Annotated in this window: 19 protein-coding genes; 10 read left to right on the plus strand and 9 right to left on the minus strand. The window is 27.8% G+C overall.

Going from position 1 to position 21,057, the window contains the following annotated elements:
• Positions 1-14: 14 nt before the first annotated feature.
• Both ACLGL0_RS02905 and ACLGL0_RS02910 read right to left on the minus strand, forming a co-directional pair.
• Positions 15-407, minus strand: coding sequence for a DUF2178 domain-containing protein (locus ACLGL0_RS02905; protein ID WP_411013556.1), 393 nt, complete (start codon positions 405-407; stop codon positions 15-17).
• Between the two features lies 1 nt (position 408).
• Positions 409-606: a helix-turn-helix transcriptional regulator gene (locus ACLGL0_RS02910; RefSeq protein WP_411013557.1), complete on the minus strand. Its 198-nt coding sequence runs from the start codon at positions 604-606 to the stop codon at positions 409-411.
• A 400-nt stretch (positions 607-1,006) separates the two neighbouring features.
• Here ACLGL0_RS02910 and gad point away from each other — a divergent pair, with 400 nt between their 5' ends.
• Positions 1,007-2,476: a glutamate decarboxylase gene (gad, locus tag ACLGL0_RS02915; protein WP_411013558.1), complete on the plus strand. Its 1,470-nt coding sequence runs from the start codon at positions 1,007-1,009 to the stop codon at positions 2,474-2,476.
• A 391-nt stretch (positions 2,477-2,867) separates the two neighbouring features.
• Here gad and ACLGL0_RS02920 read toward each other — a convergent pair whose 3' ends face one another.
• The 4 genes from ACLGL0_RS02920 to ACLGL0_RS02935 all read right to left on the minus strand — a co-directional run bounded on the left by ACLGL0_RS02920 (position 2,868) and on the right by ACLGL0_RS02935 (position 9,090).
• Positions 2,868-4,196, minus strand: a complete 1,329-nt coding sequence (locus ACLGL0_RS02920) for a hypothetical protein (protein ID WP_411013559.1) — start codon at positions 4,194-4,196, stop codon at positions 2,868-2,870.
• A gap of 356 nt (positions 4,197-4,552) precedes the next feature.
• Entirely contained in the window at positions 4,553-5,146 is a 594-nt protein-coding gene (locus tag ACLGL0_RS02925) for a hypothetical protein (RefSeq protein ID WP_411013560.1), read from the minus strand.
• A 16-nt stretch (positions 5,147-5,162) separates the two neighbouring features.
• Positions 5,163-8,384, minus strand: a complete 3,222-nt coding sequence (locus ACLGL0_RS02930) for an FtsX-like permease family protein (RefSeq protein ID WP_411013561.1) — start codon at positions 8,382-8,384, stop codon at positions 5,163-5,165.
• A 1-nt stretch (position 8,385) separates the two neighbouring features.
• Positions 8,386-9,090, minus strand: coding sequence for an ABC transporter ATP-binding protein (locus ACLGL0_RS02935; protein WP_411013562.1), 705 nt, complete (start codon positions 9,088-9,090; stop codon positions 8,386-8,388).
• Positions 9,091-9,338: 248 nt separating this feature from the next.
• Between ACLGL0_RS02935 and ACLGL0_RS02940 the strand changes: the two genes are divergently transcribed.
• Complete coding sequence (locus ACLGL0_RS02940; protein ID WP_314558833.1) at positions 9,339-9,764, plus strand: hypothetical protein; 426 nt, start codon at positions 9,339-9,341, stop codon at positions 9,762-9,764.
• Positions 9,765-9,800: 36 nt separating this feature from the next.
• Positions 9,801-10,346 carry a DUF6648 family protein gene (locus tag ACLGL0_RS02945; RefSeq protein WP_411013563.1) on the plus strand — a complete coding sequence of 182 codons (546 nt, stop codon included), beginning with the start codon at positions 9,801-9,803 and terminating at the stop codon, positions 10,344-10,346.
• Between the two features lie 31 nt (positions 10,347-10,377).
• On the opposite strand, the gene radA is transcribed toward ACLGL0_RS02945, so the two are convergent.
• The gene (radA, locus tag ACLGL0_RS02950; protein ID WP_411013564.1) at positions 10,378-11,745 is read right to left on the minus strand and encodes a DNA repair protein RadA; all 1,368 of its coding nucleotides are present in this window, start codon (positions 11,743-11,745) and stop codon (positions 10,378-10,380) included.
• 172 nt (positions 11,746-11,917) lie between these two features.
• Here radA and ACLGL0_RS02955 point away from each other — a divergent pair, with 172 nt between their 5' ends.
• Positions 11,918-13,072, plus strand: coding sequence for an NAD(P)-dependent malic enzyme (locus tag ACLGL0_RS02955; protein WP_411013565.1), 1,155 nt, complete (start codon positions 11,918-11,920; stop codon positions 13,070-13,072).
• A 474-nt stretch (positions 13,073-13,546) separates the two neighbouring features.
• Here the strand turns inward: ACLGL0_RS02955 and ACLGL0_RS02960 are convergent, their stop codons facing one another.
• On the minus strand, positions 13,547-14,725 hold the full coding sequence (locus tag ACLGL0_RS02960; protein ID WP_411013566.1) for a M20 metallopeptidase family protein: 1,179 nt from the start codon (positions 14,723-14,725) through the stop codon (positions 13,547-13,549).
• A gap of 84 nt (positions 14,726-14,809) precedes the next feature.
• On the minus strand, positions 14,810-15,490 hold the full coding sequence (locus tag ACLGL0_RS02965; protein WP_411013567.1) for a YczE/YyaS/YitT family protein: 681 nt from the start codon (positions 15,488-15,490) through the stop codon (positions 14,810-14,812).
• 229 nt (positions 15,491-15,719) lie between these two features.
• Between ACLGL0_RS02965 and dnaX the strand changes: the two genes are divergently transcribed.
• The 6 genes from dnaX to ACLGL0_RS02995 all read left to right on the plus strand — a co-directional run bounded on the left by dnaX (position 15,720) and on the right by ACLGL0_RS02995 (position 20,823).
• Positions 15,720-17,366, plus strand: coding sequence for a DNA polymerase III subunit gamma/tau (gene dnaX / locus ACLGL0_RS02970; RefSeq protein WP_411013568.1), 1,647 nt, complete (start codon positions 15,720-15,722; stop codon positions 17,364-17,366).
• Between the two features lie 38 nt (positions 17,367-17,404).
• On the plus strand, positions 17,405-18,553 hold the full coding sequence (locus ACLGL0_RS02975; RefSeq protein ID WP_411013569.1) for a serpin family protein: 1,149 nt from the start codon (positions 17,405-17,407) through the stop codon (positions 18,551-18,553).
• A gap of 254 nt (positions 18,554-18,807) precedes the next feature.
• Positions 18,808-19,149 carry a YbaB/EbfC family nucleoid-associated protein gene (locus ACLGL0_RS02980; RefSeq protein WP_233056048.1) on the plus strand — a complete coding sequence of 114 codons (342 nt, stop codon included), beginning with the start codon at positions 18,808-18,810 and terminating at the stop codon, positions 19,147-19,149.
• A gap of 2 nt (positions 19,150-19,151) precedes the next feature.
• Positions 19,152-19,760 carry a recombination mediator RecR gene (recR, locus tag ACLGL0_RS02985; protein ID WP_233056047.1) on the plus strand — a complete coding sequence of 203 codons (609 nt, stop codon included), beginning with the start codon at positions 19,152-19,154 and terminating at the stop codon, positions 19,758-19,760.
• A gap of 23 nt (positions 19,761-19,783) precedes the next feature.
• Positions 19,784-20,491 (plus strand): AzlC family ABC transporter permease, encoded by a 708-nt coding sequence (locus ACLGL0_RS02990; RefSeq protein WP_411013570.1) that lies wholly within the window; start codon positions 19,784-19,786, stop codon positions 20,489-20,491.
• Positions 20,492-20,505: 14 nt separating this feature from the next.
• Positions 20,506-20,823, plus strand: coding sequence for an AzlD domain-containing protein (locus ACLGL0_RS02995; protein WP_233056044.1), 318 nt, complete (start codon positions 20,506-20,508; stop codon positions 20,821-20,823).
• Positions 20,824-21,057: the final 234 nt, after the last annotated feature.

The raw sequence follows: 21,057 nt of genomic DNA on the forward strand, positions 1-21,057 counted from the left end.
CTAAAATATTTATTCTAATATTTTTTCTCATAATATTTTGTTATAAAAAACATAATAACTGGTGAACATATAATTGAAATTATCAAAAGAACAGCCGGTAAATATGCCTTTATAGAAATACAAATAACTGCAACGATTCCTATAATTAGCAATAGAATAGAAGCCATCGTAGCATTAACCTTATCTCTAATTTTTTCATTTCTTTCATCATTTACATCTATCTTATAACTTTTATCATTTTTTATCATCTTATTATGCACAATATTGACATGAGAAACTGAAATACTCATTGCAAAAATGAAAGTCAAAAAAATCTTCAATGCCTCATTTAACTTTAAAGCAAGGACTAAAACAAGACTACAAAATCCTAGCACATATCCCAAATACCAAATTTTACTATTTTTCATATTATTCCTCCTCATAAATGAAAATTTCTTCAATCTGTAAATCAAAAACTTTTGCAATTTTAAAAGCTAACACAATTGATGGATTATATCTTCCATTTTCTAAAGAATTAACCGTCTGTCTTGACACCTCTAAAATATTAGCCAATTCTTCCTGAGTAATTCCTCTATCTTTTCTTATCTGTTCAAGTTTATTTTTCAAAATTATCCCCTCTTCTATGGAAAGTTTACTTTACATTTATTTTATCAAATTCATTTTACAATGTCAAGTAAACTTTACATTATTTCACCAATCAAATCAAACAAAATATAAATTTTAAAATAATTGATTAAATAATATTCATATAGTATAATTATAATAATTAAGTAGTTTTTTAAATAATATATTACATATATGCAATTTAACATAAAAGTTTTATAAATTTACTTCGATTTTTTGAATTAAATTTTGATACTTTTAATATTTTTAAAAAGAGAGCAGTTGGTTATTTAACAGCAATCATAGATGGGCAGCAAAATATGATGATAAAAATAAGTAGTTATTATAAATTATTAACTACATTGATATAGTTCAAATTTTATTTTCAGAAAGGAAGATTAATATGAGTAAAAAAATATCAAAATCAAGTAGAAAAAGCTCTAATCATGTCAGTGATATTCTTGAATCAATGAATCAAGAAACAAGATATCTTACACCAATTTTCGGTACAGAAGCTAGTGATATTGAAATGCCAAACAAAAAAATAAATGAAAATCCTGTTGCTCCTCAAGTTGCAGCAGAAATTATTAGAGAATATCTAAAAACAGAAGGAAATGCAACACAAAACCTTGCAACTTTCTGTCAAACTTATATGGAACCAACTGCAACAGCATTGATGGCAGAGAATTTTGAAAAAAATGCAATTGATAAAGATGAATATCCAATGACTGCAGACCTTGAAAACAGATGTGTTGACATTATTGGTAACTTATGGCATATGAATCCAAAAGAAGAACCTATAGGAACATCTACTGTCGGTTCATCTGAAGCTTGTATGCTAGGTGGACTTGCTATGCTTTTCAGATGGAAACATCTTGCAGATAAAGCAGGAGTTAATAGATTCACCAAAAAGAGACCTAATCTTGTAATTTCTTCAGGATATCAAGTATGTTGGGAAAAATTCTGTCGCTACTGGGATATTGAAATGAGAACTGTTCCACTAGATATGGAACATTTATCTCTTAATATGGATACAGTAATGGATTATGTTGATGATTACACAATAGGTATAGTTGCTATTTTAGGTATTACTTATACAGGAAAATATGATGATGTAAAAGCTCTTGACAAACTAGTTGAACAATATAATAAAAAGAAACCTGATTTACCTATTAGAATACACGTTGATGCTGCTTCTGGAGGTATGGTTGCTCCTTTTATAGAACCTGAATTAAAATGGGACTTCAGATTAAAAAATGTATGGTCAATTAGTACTTCAGGTCATAAATATGGTCTTGTATATCCGGGAGTAGGCTGGGTAATTTGGCGTAGCAAAAAAGCTCTTCCAGAAGAATTAATTTTCTGGGTTAGTTACTTAGGAGGAAAAGAAGCTACTATGGCAATCAACTTCTCACGTAGTGCGTCTCAAATAGTCGGTCAATACTATATGCTTATGAGAAACGGGTTTAAAGGATATAAAGAAATTCATCAAAGAACAATAGATGTCGCTAGATACATGGCAGATGAAATCAAAAAAATGGGAATATTTGAACTGCTTGAAGAAGCAAATCAAATCCCAATCGTATGCTGGAGACTAAAAGAAAATGCAAATGTACAATGGACATTATATGACCTTGAAGATAGACTCCGTATGCATGGTTGGATGATTCCTGCATATCCAATGCCTGAAAATTTAAAAGATGTAGATGTTCAAAGACTTGTTCTTCGTCAAGACTTCGGTATGCCTTTAGCAATTCTTTGTATAAACGAAATGAAAAAACAAATTGAAATATTAAACGGTTCAAGAGTTGTTCTTCGTGACAATGAAAAGAACTCTGATCCTGACAAAGGATTCGACCATAGTGGTAGATAATTTATGCAAAATACTAAAAGGGGCTAAAGTTAGCCTCTTTTTTAATGTATATTTAATAATAAGAATCTCATTTAAAAATATTTTTAAATTTTTTTACTTTTAACGTCTAGCCCCTAGTTTAAACAGCTTCCCTAACACGTCATTTCGAGCGAAACGTAGTATAGTCAATCTAGACCTAACTTTGCTTGTTTACAAGCAATAGTAGGTCTGACGCAAAGATTGTTCAAATCTTTGATTTGAGTACAATCGACTGCGAAAATCTCATACTTTTGCTTTAGCAAAAGTAAATGTATCGCAGATACATAAAAAAAGACGGTATTTCTACCGTCTAATTTATAAGAGTTATTCAATTTTATTAATATATAAATAATTTCAAAATTTTAATTTGCTTTTATAAAGGTCTTAAAAGTCCTGATTCTATTGCTTCCTTAATCGTTCCAAACATATTTTTTGCTAAATTCTCATAATACATTACTTCTAAAAACTTACTCTCTGACAAATCAATATATCCTTTCATATGTATCTCAGGATGATTTATTCTCTCAAATTTAATATAATTATCATATTTTTCATAAGATGCTATATATTCTAAATAAGTTTGTAATAATACCGATTCATCAAAATATGAATCGTTCATAAAATGATATTTGCTTTTTCTATTTATAATGAATTCATATAATTTCTTAACAAGATTAAATTGTTTCTCATTCAATTCAAAATAATTTTTAGCTACCAAAACACGTTTTTTAGGATTCTCAAAATCATACATTACATCCTCATTAAGTTTTGATATAAGTTTCCCACAAATTACAACAATCATATCTGTTATTTGTAATCCAATATGTGATTTAGAATTACAATTATCATTTATTTTATAAAAATTCAAATCCTCAAAAATATTTTTAGGTATACCTTCATCCAGAAATAAGATAATATCATCTTTAATATTTTTAAATTTTCGTTCAGTAATCCATAAATCGAAAGCCCATTTAACTTTTTTCCAATCAAAAGATAACGATAATTCAGGTTCTTCTAATTTAGCACTATCATTCAAAGTATGATTTATCATTTCGATAATTTCTCTGTAACTAGTGATTTGTTTAAACATTCTTGTATTATTTTTATTATTTTGAACGATACTTTTCATATCTTGTCTAATCAGTTTAAGCAAATAATAAGTACTTATATTCTTATCCAAAAAAGCTTCTATAACCTCTTTAGAAGCTTCAATTTCAGCATATTTAGTTATTATATATTTAACAATAAACGGAGATATCCTAGTATTAGAACCTATATAATAAAAATAGTTCTGTAATCGAGAAGAAGTTATAATTGACATTTTACTTATCATAAATAACAAATTATGTACATCATATTTTAAAAGCAAATTCAAAAGATTTATATAAAAATTTAATTCTCTTTCACTCATAGACGCTATTCCATAGTCAAAATTATTCTTTAATAAATCTGCTCCTTTTAATTCTCGTCCTTTATTTTGTAGAGAATCTCTAAGTTGAGTTCTAGAATTTAAATATTCTTCAACAATTTTCGTATATTCATTTTCAATACTCTTATAATCTTCTTCATTAATTTGGATAACATTCGCCACGTAAGAATGCATAATATCAGTTCCATAGCTTAATTTTTCTCTTTTGTTAAAAGGTTTAGAAATTTTAAATGAATTTTGAGGTCCTTTCTCATCCATAAATAAAAACTTCATTTTAAACTCTCCTTAATAAACTTTGGTTTATATATTTTATTAATTTTTATAGTTCGTGTAATAAATTAAAACTTTTATTTTTTATATCTGCAAATTTACTCACTCCCTTTTTAAAAAAGCAAAATACTTAACAATAGATTTTTTATTTTATTAATCTAGTAGATTATATTTTCTATATTATATCATAATATTTTTAACACTTATATATTTAAAAATAAAAGGTACAATATGGTATTGTACCTTATTAAATTTAGTAAAACTATTTTTAAAAAAATCCCTAGCATCTATTAAATATTTTTCACAATTCTGTATATATAAGCAGTATTATTTACTTATTAATATATTTCATTTTTTTATTAATTAGAGAAATATTTTTTCCCAAGCTGCCAAATATATTGGTCAATTTGCTTAAGACTATATTCATTTAATCCGTAGTAGTCTCTGAATTTTAAAAGTATTTTTTTGAATTCAACATAATCTTTCAAATCTTCGTTTTTAAAGTCAGAAAACTTATCACATTTTCTAAAATATCTAAGTATCCTATCCACATAACTATCATAAATTGGATACTCTTCTGGATTGTGATGACTACAGTACTTTGAAGCAAAAGAATAAAAATTTTTGTTTTTACCTGCAATAGTTACATTTTGAATATCACTAACCACAGAAATATCACCTTTTTTAAGTTTTGAATCTATCCCCTTATCTTGTATATGCTTAGCAACCGGATAAATTGAAAAAATATTTGTGCTATAAAAGTCATTTAGTGTTGATGCCTTTAATAGAATATCCTTAATATCTGTATTCTTTGGACATATTTCAAAGAATAGTTTGTTTAGCGCTTCTTCCTTATCTTTGTATTCATCTGATTTATCCCATTCTTTAAGATATTTTTTAACCTCTTTAATTGATGGTTTAGGAATAATAATTTCCTCTTTGTTTTTTTTCATTTTTCTACCTCCCTTTTTATTCCACATCTTTTAACGATTCTATCATTGGAACTTTTTTAAGCATTATTTTTACTACGAAGTACACTATAAATGAGAAAAACAGTGTTATTAGTGCTGAGTAAATGTAGCTTATTAGTTTTACTTTGTTGAAAAATCTAATTGAGTCCATGGCTAGTTGTTCCATGATATTTATGTGTAAGCTATAGCCTACAAAGATTCCCAAAGTTATTCCAATTATTGTTAGGATTACTGTTTCTTTGTAAATGTATTTGTCTATTTCTCTCGGATAGAATCCTAAAACTTTTAGTGTTGCAATTTCTCTTTTTCTTTCAGAGATATTTATATTGCTTAGATTGTATAAAACTACGATTGATAGAAATGCTGAGCAAATTACAATTAGCAAGATAATTGAGTTTACACTGTATGATGCATCGTCAATTGCTTTTTTCATTGAGTATATGCTTATTCCTTTTACTACAACGGAATTCTTTTCAAGTTCATGTATTACTTTATCGACATTTCCTTTACTTCCGTCATTTAGTAATAGTAGTTTTGTATTTTTTACTGGCTTTTTGAAAAATGTTTGTTCATAAGTTTTTTCGTTCATTACAAAGAAGTTACCAACATGGTTTTCAAATATTCCAGCTATTGCTCCTTTGTATTCTTTGTTGTTATTTATAAAGGTTATTGTATCTCCAACTGAAAGTGAAAACTTTTCAGCTAATTTTCTATTTATATAGATTCCGTCTTCAAGTGTTTCAAGTTTTTTCTCTCCGTCGTAAAGTCCAAAATATTTTGAAAATTCGTTTATAGTATCAGTTGTAAATACAGTAATTTTTTCGTCAAAACTTTTTTCTGTTTTTATATTTACTGTTGTTGTCGCAATATCAAAGCTTTCTTTTATGTCTTGATTTGACTTTATTTCTTCGTTAAACTTATCCAAGTCTTTGTCTAAAGCCATTGGATTGTATATAATTGTTGCATTAAATTTTGTATATTTTGAATATTGTAGTTCTGAAACCCCGTCAAGGCTGTCCTTTATTCCAAATCCAAGTACCAAAAGTCCCATACATCCCATTACACCAATTATTGTCATTGTAAGTCTTAGTTTATATCTAAAAACATTTCTCAATGTAGCTTTTTGTAAGAATGAAAGTTCTTTCCAAATATAAGGTACTCTTTCAAGGAAAACAGAGTTTCCAGATTTTGGAGTTTTTGCTCTCATTAAAGATGAAATTTTTTCTTTTAAACTTCGTATGCAAGTTACATAGGATACAAAAGCTGTACAGATTATCGCTATTAATATCCCTGTAATTACAATTGTAGGATAGTAATTGTCAAATACTTTTGTGATTATTAGTGCTTTTAAATATGCTCCATAAACCAAAGGAGATATTATTTTAAAGCCTAAAATAGTTCCCACAGCTCCACCAATTAAACTTGCCAATAGTCCATAGTAGAAATATTGTTTTGCAATGTCTATATTGCTATATCCTAAGGATTTCAATGTTCCAATCTGAACTCTATTTTCGTCAACCATTCTTGTCATAGTTGTAAGAGAAACTAAAAGTGCAATGAAATAGAAGAAAAGTGAGAATACATTTGAAACTCCGTAAATTCCTTTTGCTGCAAAATAAACTTTTGAAGTTGAAGATGCACTGTAACCATCTTCTATATTGTAAGTTGGTTCAATAAGTTTTGATAGAATTTCATCTCCATCTGAGATTTTGCTAGTTGCGTCAAGAATTTTTTCTTTAGCATCTTGCAAGTCTTCTTTTCCTTTATTCAACTTTAAGTTATTCGCTTCAACTTCTGCCTTTTTTTCAACTAATTTTGAATAGTATTCGTCAAACTTAGCCAAACCAATTTCTGTTTGTTTTTCTAAGTCAGATTTTTTAGCTTCTATATTTGTAATTTCAGAATTTAATTTTTCTTCAGCTTTTTCTATTTCGCTTAAAGCTGTTGAAACAGTTGTTTGATTTGTTTCAACTGTTGTTAAATTACCTTGAATTAATTCTAAATTCTTATTTAATTCAGCTAATTTAGTTTCTATTTCAGCTTTTTTTGTATTGTATTCTTCAGCTTCTATTAAATTTTGAGAATAGCTGTTTTCAAGAGTGCTTAGTGTTTCTTTTACAGTTTTAATTGATGCTTCAACTTCCAACTTTGACTTTTCTAATTCCTCTTTACTTTTTAATAGAGTTTGGCGTTTATCGCTTAATTCTAATTTGTTTTTTGTAACTTCTGCTCTTTTTTCAAATAATTCATTTAAAGCTAACCCAAGTTTTACTCTATTGTTCTCTATTTGTTTTACAAAAAGGCTCTTTTGATAACTTAAGTCCGCAAAAGCTCTTCTTATATCTTTTTGTCCATTTTGTAGTTTTTCTAAATTTTGTTGTAATTTTCTTTCATTTGAGTTTATGTCTAATTGATTTTTATTTACTTCTTCTTTGCTATCATCTAAAATTTCTCTTTTTTGTGCATAGATAAGATTGTACACTTCAACTGATCTATTCTTGAAAAGATTTTGTAGCATCTGTTTTTTCTCGCTTTTGACTTGTTCAAACTTTTTGCTATTCTTATCCAAGTCGTTTAAATCTGTGAAAGTAATCTTTGCATGAGAAAAATAGCTAAAATCAAAAGTATTTTTTGAAATCATAGCTAAATATCCGCTTTCAGTAGTTCCAGATAATAATATTGATAAAACTTCTGGACTTTTGATAAAGCCTTTAACGGTAAATCTATTTTGTTTTAATTTTTTTACTTCATCTTTAAAGACTCCAAATTTTTCAACATCTTTAAAGTAAATTTCATCTCCGATTTTGTAAGTATCTCTAAGTCTTTCGTCCAACAAGATATCAGTATCAGTTTCAATGTCAGAGCCTTCAATTACTTGAACTGTACTAATTTTTTCAGGCTTATTTTCAACCGTAAAATCTATAGCTTTATTTTCATCTTTAAGGGATATTGTATAACCAAATTCAACATCTTTTAGATTTTCTAAACTTGAAATTATACTTGAATCCTCTTTTAATAAGCCAAAATTTGAAGAGATTTTAAAGTCGTATAAATTACCTGCTTTTATGTGTTTGTCAACACTTCTTCTCATGATATGTGGAGTTATTTTTAGTCCTACAAAAACCATTACTCCAAGACCTATCATAAATACAATAGATAAAAATTTCGGAAATGTTCTAAAAATTGTTCTGTAAAAATTTTTAAACAATGATTTTTTCATACTACCACTCTATTTCTTTTATGTTCTTAGGATTCTTATTTAAAACCACTTTCTTTACTGTACTATCGTTAATTTCAATAACTCTATCTGCCATTGGAGCAATTGCCATATTATGAGTAATTAAAATTACAGTCGTATTTGTCTTTTTACATCTTTGATGTAAAAGCTCTAAAATTCTTTTTCCCGTATTATAATCTAAAGCTCCAGTTGGTTCATCACAAAGAAGCAATTTAGGATTTTTACAAAGAGCTCTCGCTATTGAAACTCTTTGTTGTTCTCCACCGGATAATTGACTTGGAAAATTATTAAGTCTGTGAGAAAGTTCAACAGATTCCAAAACTCCTGCGGGATTTAAACTTTCTTTTACGATTTGTCCAGCTAGTTCTACATTTTCTAATACTGTTAAATTTGGTATAAGATTGTAAAATTGGAAAACAAAACCTACATCATACCTTCTATAATCATTTAATTCTCTTTTATTAAATTTACAAATATCTTTTCCATCTATAAAAATTTCTCCACTTGTAGCATTATCCATTCCACCTAAGATATTTAGGATTGTTGATTTTCCTGCTCCAGAAGGTCCAACTATTACGCAGAATTCTCCATGCTCAATTTCAAAAGAGACATCTCTATTCGCAATTATCTCTGAGCTTTTTCCTTCATTATATTTTTTATATACATTTTTAAATTCTACAAAAGCCATAATATCCTCCTCTTTTGTATCTATTTTTTAAAATTTAAAAAAATTCAAACTTATCTTATTTTACTTTAGCACAAAACCCGAAAAAAATCAAGAAATAAAATTTTAATATCGTTTTCAAGAATATTTCAAAACCTCAATAAAAATATTTAATTTTCAAGTATTTCTATAATGTTTTTTTATAAATAAAACACTTGTATTATTTATATTAAAATGGTATAATGAGAAAAAACAATTAAGGGGTGGTTGATATGTTAAATTTTGTACTTGGTCCATCAGGAGCAGGAAAAACTAAATGGTTAATAGATAAAGCTAATGAAGAAGTGAGAAAAGGAAATGGAAATATCAATTTTATTGATACAGATGATTCTCATATTTTTAGCTTAGACCACAGTGTTAGATTAACAAATGCTAAAGAATACGGTATAGATACTCTTGACAAATTATACGGATTTATTTTTGGTATAGTTTCAAGAGATTACGATGTGGAAAAAATTTACATCGATGGTATCTATTCAATAATTGAAATTGACAGCGATAAGCTTTGTAAATTTAAGAAAGAAGTCGATGCACTTTGTGAAGATCACAAACTAGAAGTTTTCATGGGAGTTAATATTCCTAAGGAACAACTTTGCGAAGGTGGTCAAGCAACTTGCGTAGAATTAAAGGTTGACTAGATTTAAAAAGCATCGTTTAGATGCTTTTTTTTTGATATGAATATTCCAACTAAACAATTAGATATTTTTTTCAAAAAGAGAAATGAATTGATTTCAGAACTTTCTGAAGGAAAGATTGATAAAATTTCTTTTTTAGAAAAAAATTATGAGTTAATACAAAATTTAAACATGAAACCACTTTTAAATATATCCTCATTAGAGGAAGGAATGTATAATTATCAATATTACAATATCTTAGCTAAGTTTTTTAAGCAAAAATCCCAATTATATTCAAATAACAAGAAAAAACAAAAAAAGTATAATGAAAATCTTATGAAGTCTAATAACTATTACGCTGAAAAAGATAAGTATCTTTTAAAGATGATTGATTTTTTGGATAAGAATTCGTCAGAAGCATATTTTATAGATATGAATTCTAAAAGACTTAATAATTCTCTTTTTGAGATAGTTGTAAAAGATGTTGAATTTGCGATATTCCATTCTATGAATGAGAAAATTTTAGAAAAATTGAATGAAAAAAACATATTAATAAATGAAACTAGAATTTCAAAGATTAATGATTATGTTAATACAAATATATAGAGGTTGTGTAAAAACACAACCTCTTCTTTTTTTAACTATTTTTAAAAACTTTGTCTATAACTTCTTTTAGAGTTTTGGATTTTTCAACTTTTAATGTCTTTAAGTTCTTAGTATCCACAACATCATTAGAAATATATACTTTTTTGTAGCCCATTCTGTCAAGCTCTATTAGTCTTTCACTTAAATTTAGAACTTTTTTAAGCTCTCCAGTCAGTCCTACTTCTGCAATAAATACTGTATCTCTTGGAACCGCTTTATTTAAAATTGAAGATGCTACAGAAATTATAACTGCTAAATTTACAGATTGTTCCGATATCTTTAAGCCTCCAGTAGTCTTTAAAATTACATTTTTGTTATATAGATTAAATCCTGCTCTTTCTTCCAAGATAGAAAGCAATGTATTAAGTTGATCTTTTTTTAGACTATCGCCTATTCTTGCAGGATAGTTTGTGAATGATTGTGAAACTAGACTTTCAACTTCAACCACAAGCATTCTACTTCCCTCTTTTACAACGGATAAGACACTTCCACAGATGTCTTTTTCTCTTTGAGTTACAAAAAATTCTGATGGATTTTTAATTTCTAAAAGTCCGTATTCTTCCATTTTGAAAAGTCCTATTTCTCCAGTTCTTCCAAATCTATTTTTTGTACTTGTAAGAGTTCTAAGGCTTTCATCTGACTCTCCTTCTAGAAGCAATACAGAATCAACCATATGCTCTAAAGTTCTAAGTCCTGCCATTTCATCTTGTTTTGTCATATGGCAAACAATAAAAATAGCTCTTGGCTTTTTAGCATTTTTTGCGAGTCTAACTAACTCGTTTATACATTCAACCGTTTGAGTTGGAGAACCTGCTCTTGAAGGAATTGAGCTTAACATAACTGTTTGAATACTATCTAAGATAACAATATCAGCATCAACTTCATCAATTGAATTTAAAGCTTCATCCATACTTTGTGTTGATTGAATCCATATATTTTCTGGAATTTCTTTTACAATTCTATTTGCTCTTGATTTTATCTGTGATGAACTTTCCTCTGCAGAGATATAGATTGTTTTTACATTTTTACTAGCAAAATCTAATGACAACTGTAAAAGCAATGTACTCTTTCCACAGCCAGGTCTTGCAGTTAAGATATTTACACTATCTCTAACAATTCCTCCACCTAAAACACGATTAAGCTCTTCTATTCCAGTTATATATCTATCATTTTCATTAACATTTACATTTTTAAGTTTTTCAACTTTTCCCTTTGCAACAATTTTATCACTTGAGCTTTTTACGTCAGAAACTTCAATTTCTTCAATAGTTCCCCAACTACCGCAAAAACTGCATTTTCCTTGCCAACCCAAAGACTCTTTTTTGCAATTTGAACAAATATATTTTTTCTTTATTTTCATTTTAATCACCAACTATATTTTAATGTAAATATTTTTAAAAAGCAATAGCAGAAATTTTACATTTAATCCATTAAAAATTTTAATGATAATAGACTTCATAATTATATTGACTTTTAGTAATCTTTGTAGTATAGTAACAACGAATGAATATTTATCATAAAGGAGAAATAAAATGAATGTTTACGAAAAAGCGTTGTTACTTCACGAACAATGGCAAGGAAAATTATCAACAGAATTAAAAGTAGAATTAAATAATGCTGAGGACTTAACTTATGCATATACTCCTGGTGTTGCTCAACCTTGTTTAGAAATAAGTAAAGATCCTTCTTTAGCTTATAAATATACAAGTAAAGCAAACACTATTGCTGTTATCTCAGACGGAACTGCTGTTTTAGGTCTTGGAGATATTGGTCCAGAAGCTGCTATGCCTGTTATGGAAGGAAAATGCTGTTTATTTAAAAAATTCGGCGGAATAAATGCTGTTCCTATAGTTTTAGATACAAAAGATCCTAAGGAAATTATTGCAATTGTAAAGGCTCTTGCACCAACTTTTGGTGGAATTAATCTTGAAGATATTTCTTCTCCAAGATGTGTTGAAATTGAAAGAACATTAATTGATGAACTTGATATTCCAGTATTCCACGATGACCAACACGGTACTGCAATTGTTGTTACTGCCGCTTTAATCAATGCTTTAAAATTAGTTAAAAAAGAAGCTAAAGATGTTAAAGTTGTAGTTTCTGGTTGTGGTGCTGCTGGATACTCAATCATAAAATTAATTATGATGTTAGGTGTTCAAAATGTAATTGCATTTGATTCAAAGGGCGCAATCAACAAAAAACATGCAGAAAATTATAATCTTGTAAAGAAAGAATTAGCTGAAATTACAAATAAAGAACAAAAGGATATGACATTGAAGGAAGCATTTGTAGGTGCTGACGTATTCATCGGTGTAAGCCAAAAAGATTTAGTTACTAAAGAAATGGTAGCTTCAATGAATAAAGATTCAATTGTATTCGCAATGGCTAATCCTCAACCTGAAATTCTTTATGATGATGCAAAAGAAGCAGGAGCAAGAGTTGCTGCGACAGGAAGATCAGATATGCCTAACCAAATTAACAATGTAGTTGCATTCCCTGGAATTTTCAAAGGTGCTCTACAAGCTAGAGCAAAGAAAATTACTGATGAAATGAAATTCGCTGCTTCAGTTGGTCTTGCAAGTATGATTCCTGATGATAAAATTAGAGAAGATTATGTAATAGTTTCTGCTTTTGAAGAAAATGTAGCTGATACAGTTGCAAAAGCAGTTGCTGAAAAAGTTAAATAGAATAAAATTAAAGTAAATCCTCAACAATGTTGGGGATTTTTTTATGTTTTGATGTATCTTCGATACATTTTAGTTTTGCTTATTCATAAGCAAAACTATGAGATCTCTCCATTTCTTTCGCTTCGCTCATTCCAGTCGAGATGACGTGTTGGAAGTACTATTTCTCTTATTATTATGACGTGAAACTTTTTGTTTGCTTAACAATTTTTTTAAGATTATTTACTATTCACGTCAAGCTATTATACGAAGATTTTTCCTTATACGTCATTTCGAGCAAAGTGAATCTAGCCCTAACTTTGTTTGCTTGCAAACAAAAGTAGGTCTGACGCAAAGATTGTTCAAATCTTTGATTTGAGTACAATCGACTGTGGAAATCTCACACTTTTGTTGCAAACAAAAGTGAATGTATCTTCGATACATAAAAAATAAATTTGAGAATACAAAATGGATTGTCATTTTGACAATCCATTTTTCTTAACTTAAATATTTAAAAACTGTTGCTAACACTGCTGACATTCCCTTGTAGAACAGACTTTCTTCAACATCAAATTTACTATGATGATGAGGATATATTGTATCATCCTTATATATTTTAGGATTTGAAAGCATAAAGTATGTTCCTTTTGCTCTTTGCAAGAAGTATGCAACATCTTCTCCACCCATACTTGGATCTTTTATTATTTCAACTGAATCTTCACCTAAAATTTCTTTTGTATTTTCTATAAAAAATTCAGTGAATTTTTCATCATTCATTACTACAGGATACATATAATGATATATTGTTTCTGCAGTACAACCATAAGTTTTTGCTATTCCATCTGTAATTTCTTCAACTCTCTTTGCGATAAACTCTCTAACTTTTTCATCTAGAGTTCTAACTGTTCCTTTAATATAAACAGTTTCTGGAATTACATTGTGTGCGGTTCCACCTTGGATTATCCCAATAGTTAAAACTGCATTTGAAATTGGATTTACTTCTCTTGAAACAATCTTTTGAAGTCCAAGCACAATTTCTGATGAAACAACAATAGGATCAGCCGAAAGATGTGGTGTTGCAGCATGTGAGGACTTCCCTTTTACATAGATTTCAAAAACATCTGCTGAAGCCATAATCGCTCCTGACTTTACTCCTATCTTTCCATATTCAATAGGAATTAAACAGCCCTCATGAAGTCCAATAACTGCATCAACTTTTGGATTTTCCATACATCCCTCTTCAATCATAGGTAATGCACCTCCCGGACTTTCTTCTCCCGGTTGGAAAAATATCTTTACAGTTCCTTTTAGTTTGTCTCTATTTTCATTTAATATCATACAAGCACCTAATGCCATAGCAGTATGTCCATCATGTCCACAAGCATGCATATTTCCGTTTGTAGAGGCAAAAGGAAGTCCTGTTTCTTCGACAACCGGAAGTGCATCACTATCAGCTCTAATTGCAATACATTTTCCTTCTTGTTCTCCATCAATTTGAGCTACAATTGCATTTCCATTTAATAACTTTTTGTATTTTACTCCTATTTCGTCTAAAACTTTTGAAATATATTCCATAGTTTTTGGGAGTTCTAATTCCAATTCTGGAATTTGATGTAAATCACGTCTAATCTTTATTACTCTTTCTTCTTTTTCTTTTACTAATTTTAGTATATCCATAAAAAACTCCTTGTTTCTGATTAAATTAATATAAACATATAATACCACTTTTCGCAATAAAAAAATAGGGTTTCCCCTATTTCATTATGCAATAACTTCTTTTTCAAATTTATCTTCATGACTATTTACGTCTTCAACTAATTCTACACCAACTACCTTTTTAAGTAATGGAGCCATGATTTTTCTGTTAAGTTGAATGAAAGGTCCTACACTAAATGTTATAAGGACAGTTCCTATACCAACAACACTTCCTAGTAAATATCCTAAGATAACTAAAACTAAATCAGATACAAATCTTACTGTTCTGTAATGAAATTTTGTTTTATCACTTATTAATTCAGATATACCATCTGTTGCTCCAACACCCAAGTCTGAAAATATATATACCGTAACTCCTATTGATATAACAAATGTTCCGATTAAACAAATTATAAGTTTATATATTAAATTTAAACTTTCTAAATCAAGCCAACCAAAAATTAAATTCATACCTTCAACAGTATAACCAATTATAAAAATAGCTAAAATTGAAGATATATTTATGTATTTTTTATCAAAACAAAATATTATAATTAAAAATACAATATTAAAAATAACTGTAGATAATCCGTAGCTTATTCCTAATTGTTTTGCCATTCCAAGTTGAAGCGTACTCGCAGGATCAGATCCAAGATTAACTTTTATTGTAAAAAATACGCCAATTCCTAATATTATCATACCTATAATTGACATAATAACTCTTATAAACAATTTATCTTTCTTCATACTATCCTCTCCTATCGGTTTCTTAATACTACCATTTCCTACCGGCTTATTTTATAAAAAAAAAGTTTGATTGTCAATGTTTTTATATGTATTTTTAAAGTGTTCAGTTTGTAAAGAACTTCGTTAATTTTTAATAAAAAACATTTTATATCTTTATTCTACATTTTTATTTGTTATATGATATAATATAATATATACATATATTAATTAAACTATTAGAGGTGAAATTTTGAAACAAGCTATTTATAGAGAGTTTAGACCGAAGGACTTTACAAGAGTTGTTGGTCAATCTCATATTGTTGAAATTTTAAAAAATCAAATAAAGACTGGTAATTTAGGACATGCTTATCTTTTCTCAGGAATTAGAGGAACTGGAAAGACAAGTTGTGCTAAAATATTTGCTCGTGCTGTTAACTGTTTAAATCCAAAAGACGGAAATCCTTGTAATGAATGTGAAAATTGTAAAATGATTCTTAATGACAAGGCTCTTGAAGTTGTAGAAATGGATGCTGCAAGTAATAGACGTATTGACGATATAAGGGAATTAAAAGAAAAAGTAATCTATCCCCCACAAATTGTAAAATACAAAGTTTATATTATAGACGAAGCTCATATGATTACAAATGAAGGCTTTAATGCTCTTCTAAAAATTTTAGAAGAACCACCAAAGCATTTAATTTTTATTTTGGCAACTACCGAAATTGATAAACTTCCAGATACAATTATTTCAAGATGTCAAAGATTTGAATTTAAGAGAATTAACAATTTAGATATTGTTGAAAATATTAAATATATTTTAAATAATCTAAATATTGAAGTTGAAGAAGATGGAATTAATTTAATTTCTGAACTTTCTTCTGGTGCAATGAGAGATGCTTTAAGTCTTTTAGATCAAGTTGTAGCAACTGGAAAAGAAAAAATTACAGTTGAAGATATTAATGAATGTTTAGGACTTGTTAACTTAAATAAGTTATTTGAACTTTCAAATTCAATTTTAAATTCTTCAAAAAATGAAACTATTGAGACTTTTAGAAATTTAGTTGAAAATGGAAAGACTCCAAACAATATAATTATTGATTTAATTAAACATTTTAGAAATATAGTTTTAGTTAAGAGCATCAAAAAAGAACTTACAACTCTAAATGATGTTGAATATAAGAGATATTTAGAACATTCAAATCAATTTAGAATGGATGAGCTTATATTTATATTAGAAAATCTTTTAGATGTTGAAGATAAGATGAAAAAGAGTGATATGCAAAATGCATTAGCTGAACTTTTAATTATCAAGATTTGTTCATATAGAAAAGAGAAATCTGAAATGGAAAAGAGAATTGAAGCTCTTGAAAATATGATTAAGAGTGGAAATTTAAAAATTGAATCAAAAGATGAAATTGTAGTAGAAAAATCAGAAGAAAAAGCTACGGAAGTAGTAGAAAATTTCAATACTGTTGAAACCGTTGAAACTGTGGAAAACACTGAAACTATTGAAACAATAGAAAATATTGAAACTTATGAAGACGCAGAAAATCATGAAAACATTGAAAACACAGAAATAGCTGAATCTTCTGATGATAATGAAGAATTATTTGAAAAAGTTGATTTAAGTTCTTTTAAAGATGTTTTAAAAGCAACTATATTCAAAAAAACTATTTCTAAACTTTTTGACGAAAGTGTTAAAGAAATATACTATTTCCCAAAAGAAGCTTTCTTACATATCGACTGTAAGGAGTATTTATTTAAGTTTGGAAGTTATAAATTAGATGAAAATCATAATTTTATTGTACAAGATAATACTATTTTAAATGAATTTTTCACAAAAATTAATATGCCTGTTCATAAATCATTGACGGTTTACGCTAATTTTGTAGAATAATTTAAAAATGTTTCTCAAACATTGAAAGGGGATGTCTTATGAAAAACTTATTAAAAACTATTTTATTATTTTTTGTTTCAATCTCACTAGCTTCTTGCTCAAAATCTGAAAAGCCATTTCCAGAAAATAGAGAAGAAATTGTATTTAATAAAGATAAAACAGAAAATATAAACAAATTGAATTTAGAAATTTTTTCTACAATGCTAGAATCTAATAAAGGAGAGAATTTTGTCTTATCTCCCCTATCTATTCAAAGATGTTTAGATTTAATTTCTCTTTCTACTGAAGATAGAGAAAATTTAGAGTTTTTAAAGAATTATGATGATGCTCATCTTCAAAATTTAAAATTAAAAAATAGCAAATTAGCAAATTTAATTTTAATAAATACTAAAAATTTTAATGGAGAAACAAAAAATCTTAATTATGATAATGTTAAAACTGTAAAATCATCGAAAGAAGCAACTAAGACTTATCAAGATTTTCAAAAAAAACATCTTGAAGAAATTTTAGATAAAACTGAATTTGATGAAAGTTTAATTACTAGTTTTATTGATACAGTAAACTATGATGCAAATTGGGATCAGAAATTTAATGAATCACTAACTAAAATGAGAGATTTTACAAAATTGGATGGCTCAGTAATACAAGTAAATACTATGTCTAATAGTTTTGAAAATTCAGTTGCAATATCCGATGAAGAAAAAGAAGCTTTTTCAATGGTGGCAAATGATTCAAAAGTTTATTTTATAAAACCTAAAAAGAATGAATATTTTTCAGCAGAACAATTGATGGAAACTATATACTCTTTAAAAAATAATAGTGAGTCAGCTGAGGTAACTTTCTTTTTACCAAAGATAGATACAAAGACGGAAGTGGATTTTAAATCATTATTTTCAAAGATTGGTCTTGATAAGATGTTAAGTGGATATAAGTTGGAGAAATTACTCGTAAATACTGAAATTAAAGTATCTGATGCCAAACAAAACTCAATTCTAAAAATTGATGAAAACGGTGCAAAAGCAAAGACTGTAACAAAAATATCAAATAAATCAACTGCTGTTCCTGGCAAAAAACATTTAACTATAAAAATGGATAGTCCTTTTTATGTTATCATAGAAGATTTAGATGAAAAAAGTAATACAAATTTAATTACTTTTTCAGCCTTTATAACAGATCCAAGTAAGTAATAAATAAGTTTTTTTAAAAAAGACAATGCGATATTTTCAATATCTTCATTGTCTTTTTGTATTTTTATCAAAATATAAAATTGCTTTAATCGGTTATTGTAAACGATTGATTTATCCTTAAAAAAATGTTAATATAAGACAAGATTTTTAAGGGATTTTCGGAATTTTATGTTATTTTTTTAACAATAAAATTTAAAAATTAATGATTTTACTCATTGATTAATTGTGATATTTAATTTTTTTAGGAGGTATTTATGGCTAAAGGTGGTTTCCCTAAATTCGGTGGCGGAATGAATATGGGCAATATGATGAAACAAATGCAAAAAATGCAAAGAGAACTTGAAAATACGCAAAAATTATTAGATGAAGAAGAAGTTTCTGCAACATCTGGTGGTGGCGCAGTTGAAGTAACTGTTAATGGAAAGAAAGAAGTTTTAAGTATTAAACTTACTCCAGAAGTTGTTGATCCAGATGATATAGAAATGTTACAAGATTTAATTATAACAGCTATAAATGAAGCTAATAGAAAAGCTCAAGAAAAACATGATTCAGAAATTAATAAAATAACAGGCGGAATTAATATTCCAGGATTATAGAAATGAATAAGTATACTAAATCAATAGATGAAGTTATTCACTATTTATCAAAACTTCCATCTATCGGAAGAAAATCTGCAACTAAAATGGCTTTGAAAATTTTAGAAATGGATGATGATTTTACGATTGAATTTGCAAAAAGTCTTATAAATATGAAAAAGAATACTCATCACTGTAAAATTTGTGGAAATTTAACAGAAGATGAAATCTGTAATATTTGTTCTAATCCAAAGAGAGATAAGTCTGTTATAACTATTGTTGAAGATATGCACGGTGTTATTAGTCTTGAAAAGACCAAAGTATATAAAGGAACTTATCATATTTTGAATGGCCTTGTTACTCCAAGAGAAGGGATAACTTTAGACGATTTAAATGTAAATACACTTTTGGATAGAATTGAAAAAGACAATGTAAAGGAAGTTATCTTCGCTATTAGTCAAACAATTGACGGTGAACTAACTGAACTTTATATCATCGACTTACTTAAAAAATTCAAAGACCTAAAGATTTCAAAAATTGCAAATGGAATCCCTATTGGTAGAAGCATAGATAGCTATGATGAATTAACATTTTTAAAGGCATTAGAAGATAGAAGAGAGATTGAATACTAGGTTTCTAATGTTTGGGGGTAAATATGAAATCAAAAACTAATAAGTTTTTATCAGGAGTTCGTCATTCGATTCCTATATGGATAGGTTATATTCCTTCAGCGATTACTTTTGGTATTCTTTGTAATACTAATTCGCTTGGTTTATGTCATGCTTTTTTGAGTTCTTTTGTTTTATATTCTGGAGCTGCTCAATTCATGTTAGTAGGATTTTTAACAGCAAGTGTTCCTATTTTAGGAATTGCAGTCTCAGTATTTTTACTAAACACAAGACTTTTCCTTATGTCTGCTACAATTGGGGCAACAGTAGATAAGGTAAATCATAAAGCATTCCCTATCGTTGGTTGGTTATTAACAGATGAAAGTTTTTCTATTCTTTCATTTAACAAAGAAAAAGTAAATACATCTTTTACACTTGGAGTTCAAATTCCACCTTACTTTATATGGGGAATTTTTACACTAGTAGGATATTTTTTAGGCGACTTTTTACCTAATAATATAAAAGTTGCATTCAGTGTTGGTCTTTTAGGACTTTTCATTGCCCTACTTGTTCCAAATGTAAGAAAGCATTTAGTAACAGTTAGAATTGTAATCGCAACAGGAATAATCTACTTTATTATTTGTCGTTTAAATGTATTTCCACTTGGATGGGATATAGTTTTTTCAATAATAATTTCTTCAATAGTTGGAATATTCTTAATTGGCGATGAAACATTAGAAGATAAAGAAGAATAAAATAAGGAGAAAAAATGGACAAACTAACTTATTATATAGTTGCTACACTTGTTGCAGCAGCAGTAACAATAATTCCAAAAGTTCTTCCTTTATTCTTCCTTAGAGGAAAAACTTTTAATAAAAGATTAATGACTTTCTTTAAAATCATTCCTTTTACTTCAATGACAGTACTGATTTTAAGAGAAGTCTTAAAAGCAGAAGCTTCTGATAAAATAATGTATTCAGTTACAATCGCAGTTGCTTCAGTAGTATCATATATTACTAAAAATATGATACTAACAGTATTCGCAGCAATACTAACAACATTTTTATATATGAATATTTTTATATAAATTTAAGGAGCTTAAAGCTCCTTTTTTTATATAAAATATAATTTCTATATGTATCTACGATACATTCACTTTTGTTTTCAACAAAAGTGTGAGATTTCTCCACTGCACTCCGCTTTGCTTCGTTTCGGTCGAAATGACGTATAAAGGAAATACCTTTGTTTAAGAGCTAGACGTTAAATGTAAATAAACATCAAATTTTTATAAATATAGTAAAAATAAATAATAACTTATTTA

This window comes from Parvimonas pharyngis, from assembly GCF_046569675.1.
In the GTDB taxonomy this organism is placed as follows: domain Bacteria; phylum Bacillota; class Clostridia; order Tissierellales; family Peptoniphilaceae; genus Parvimonas.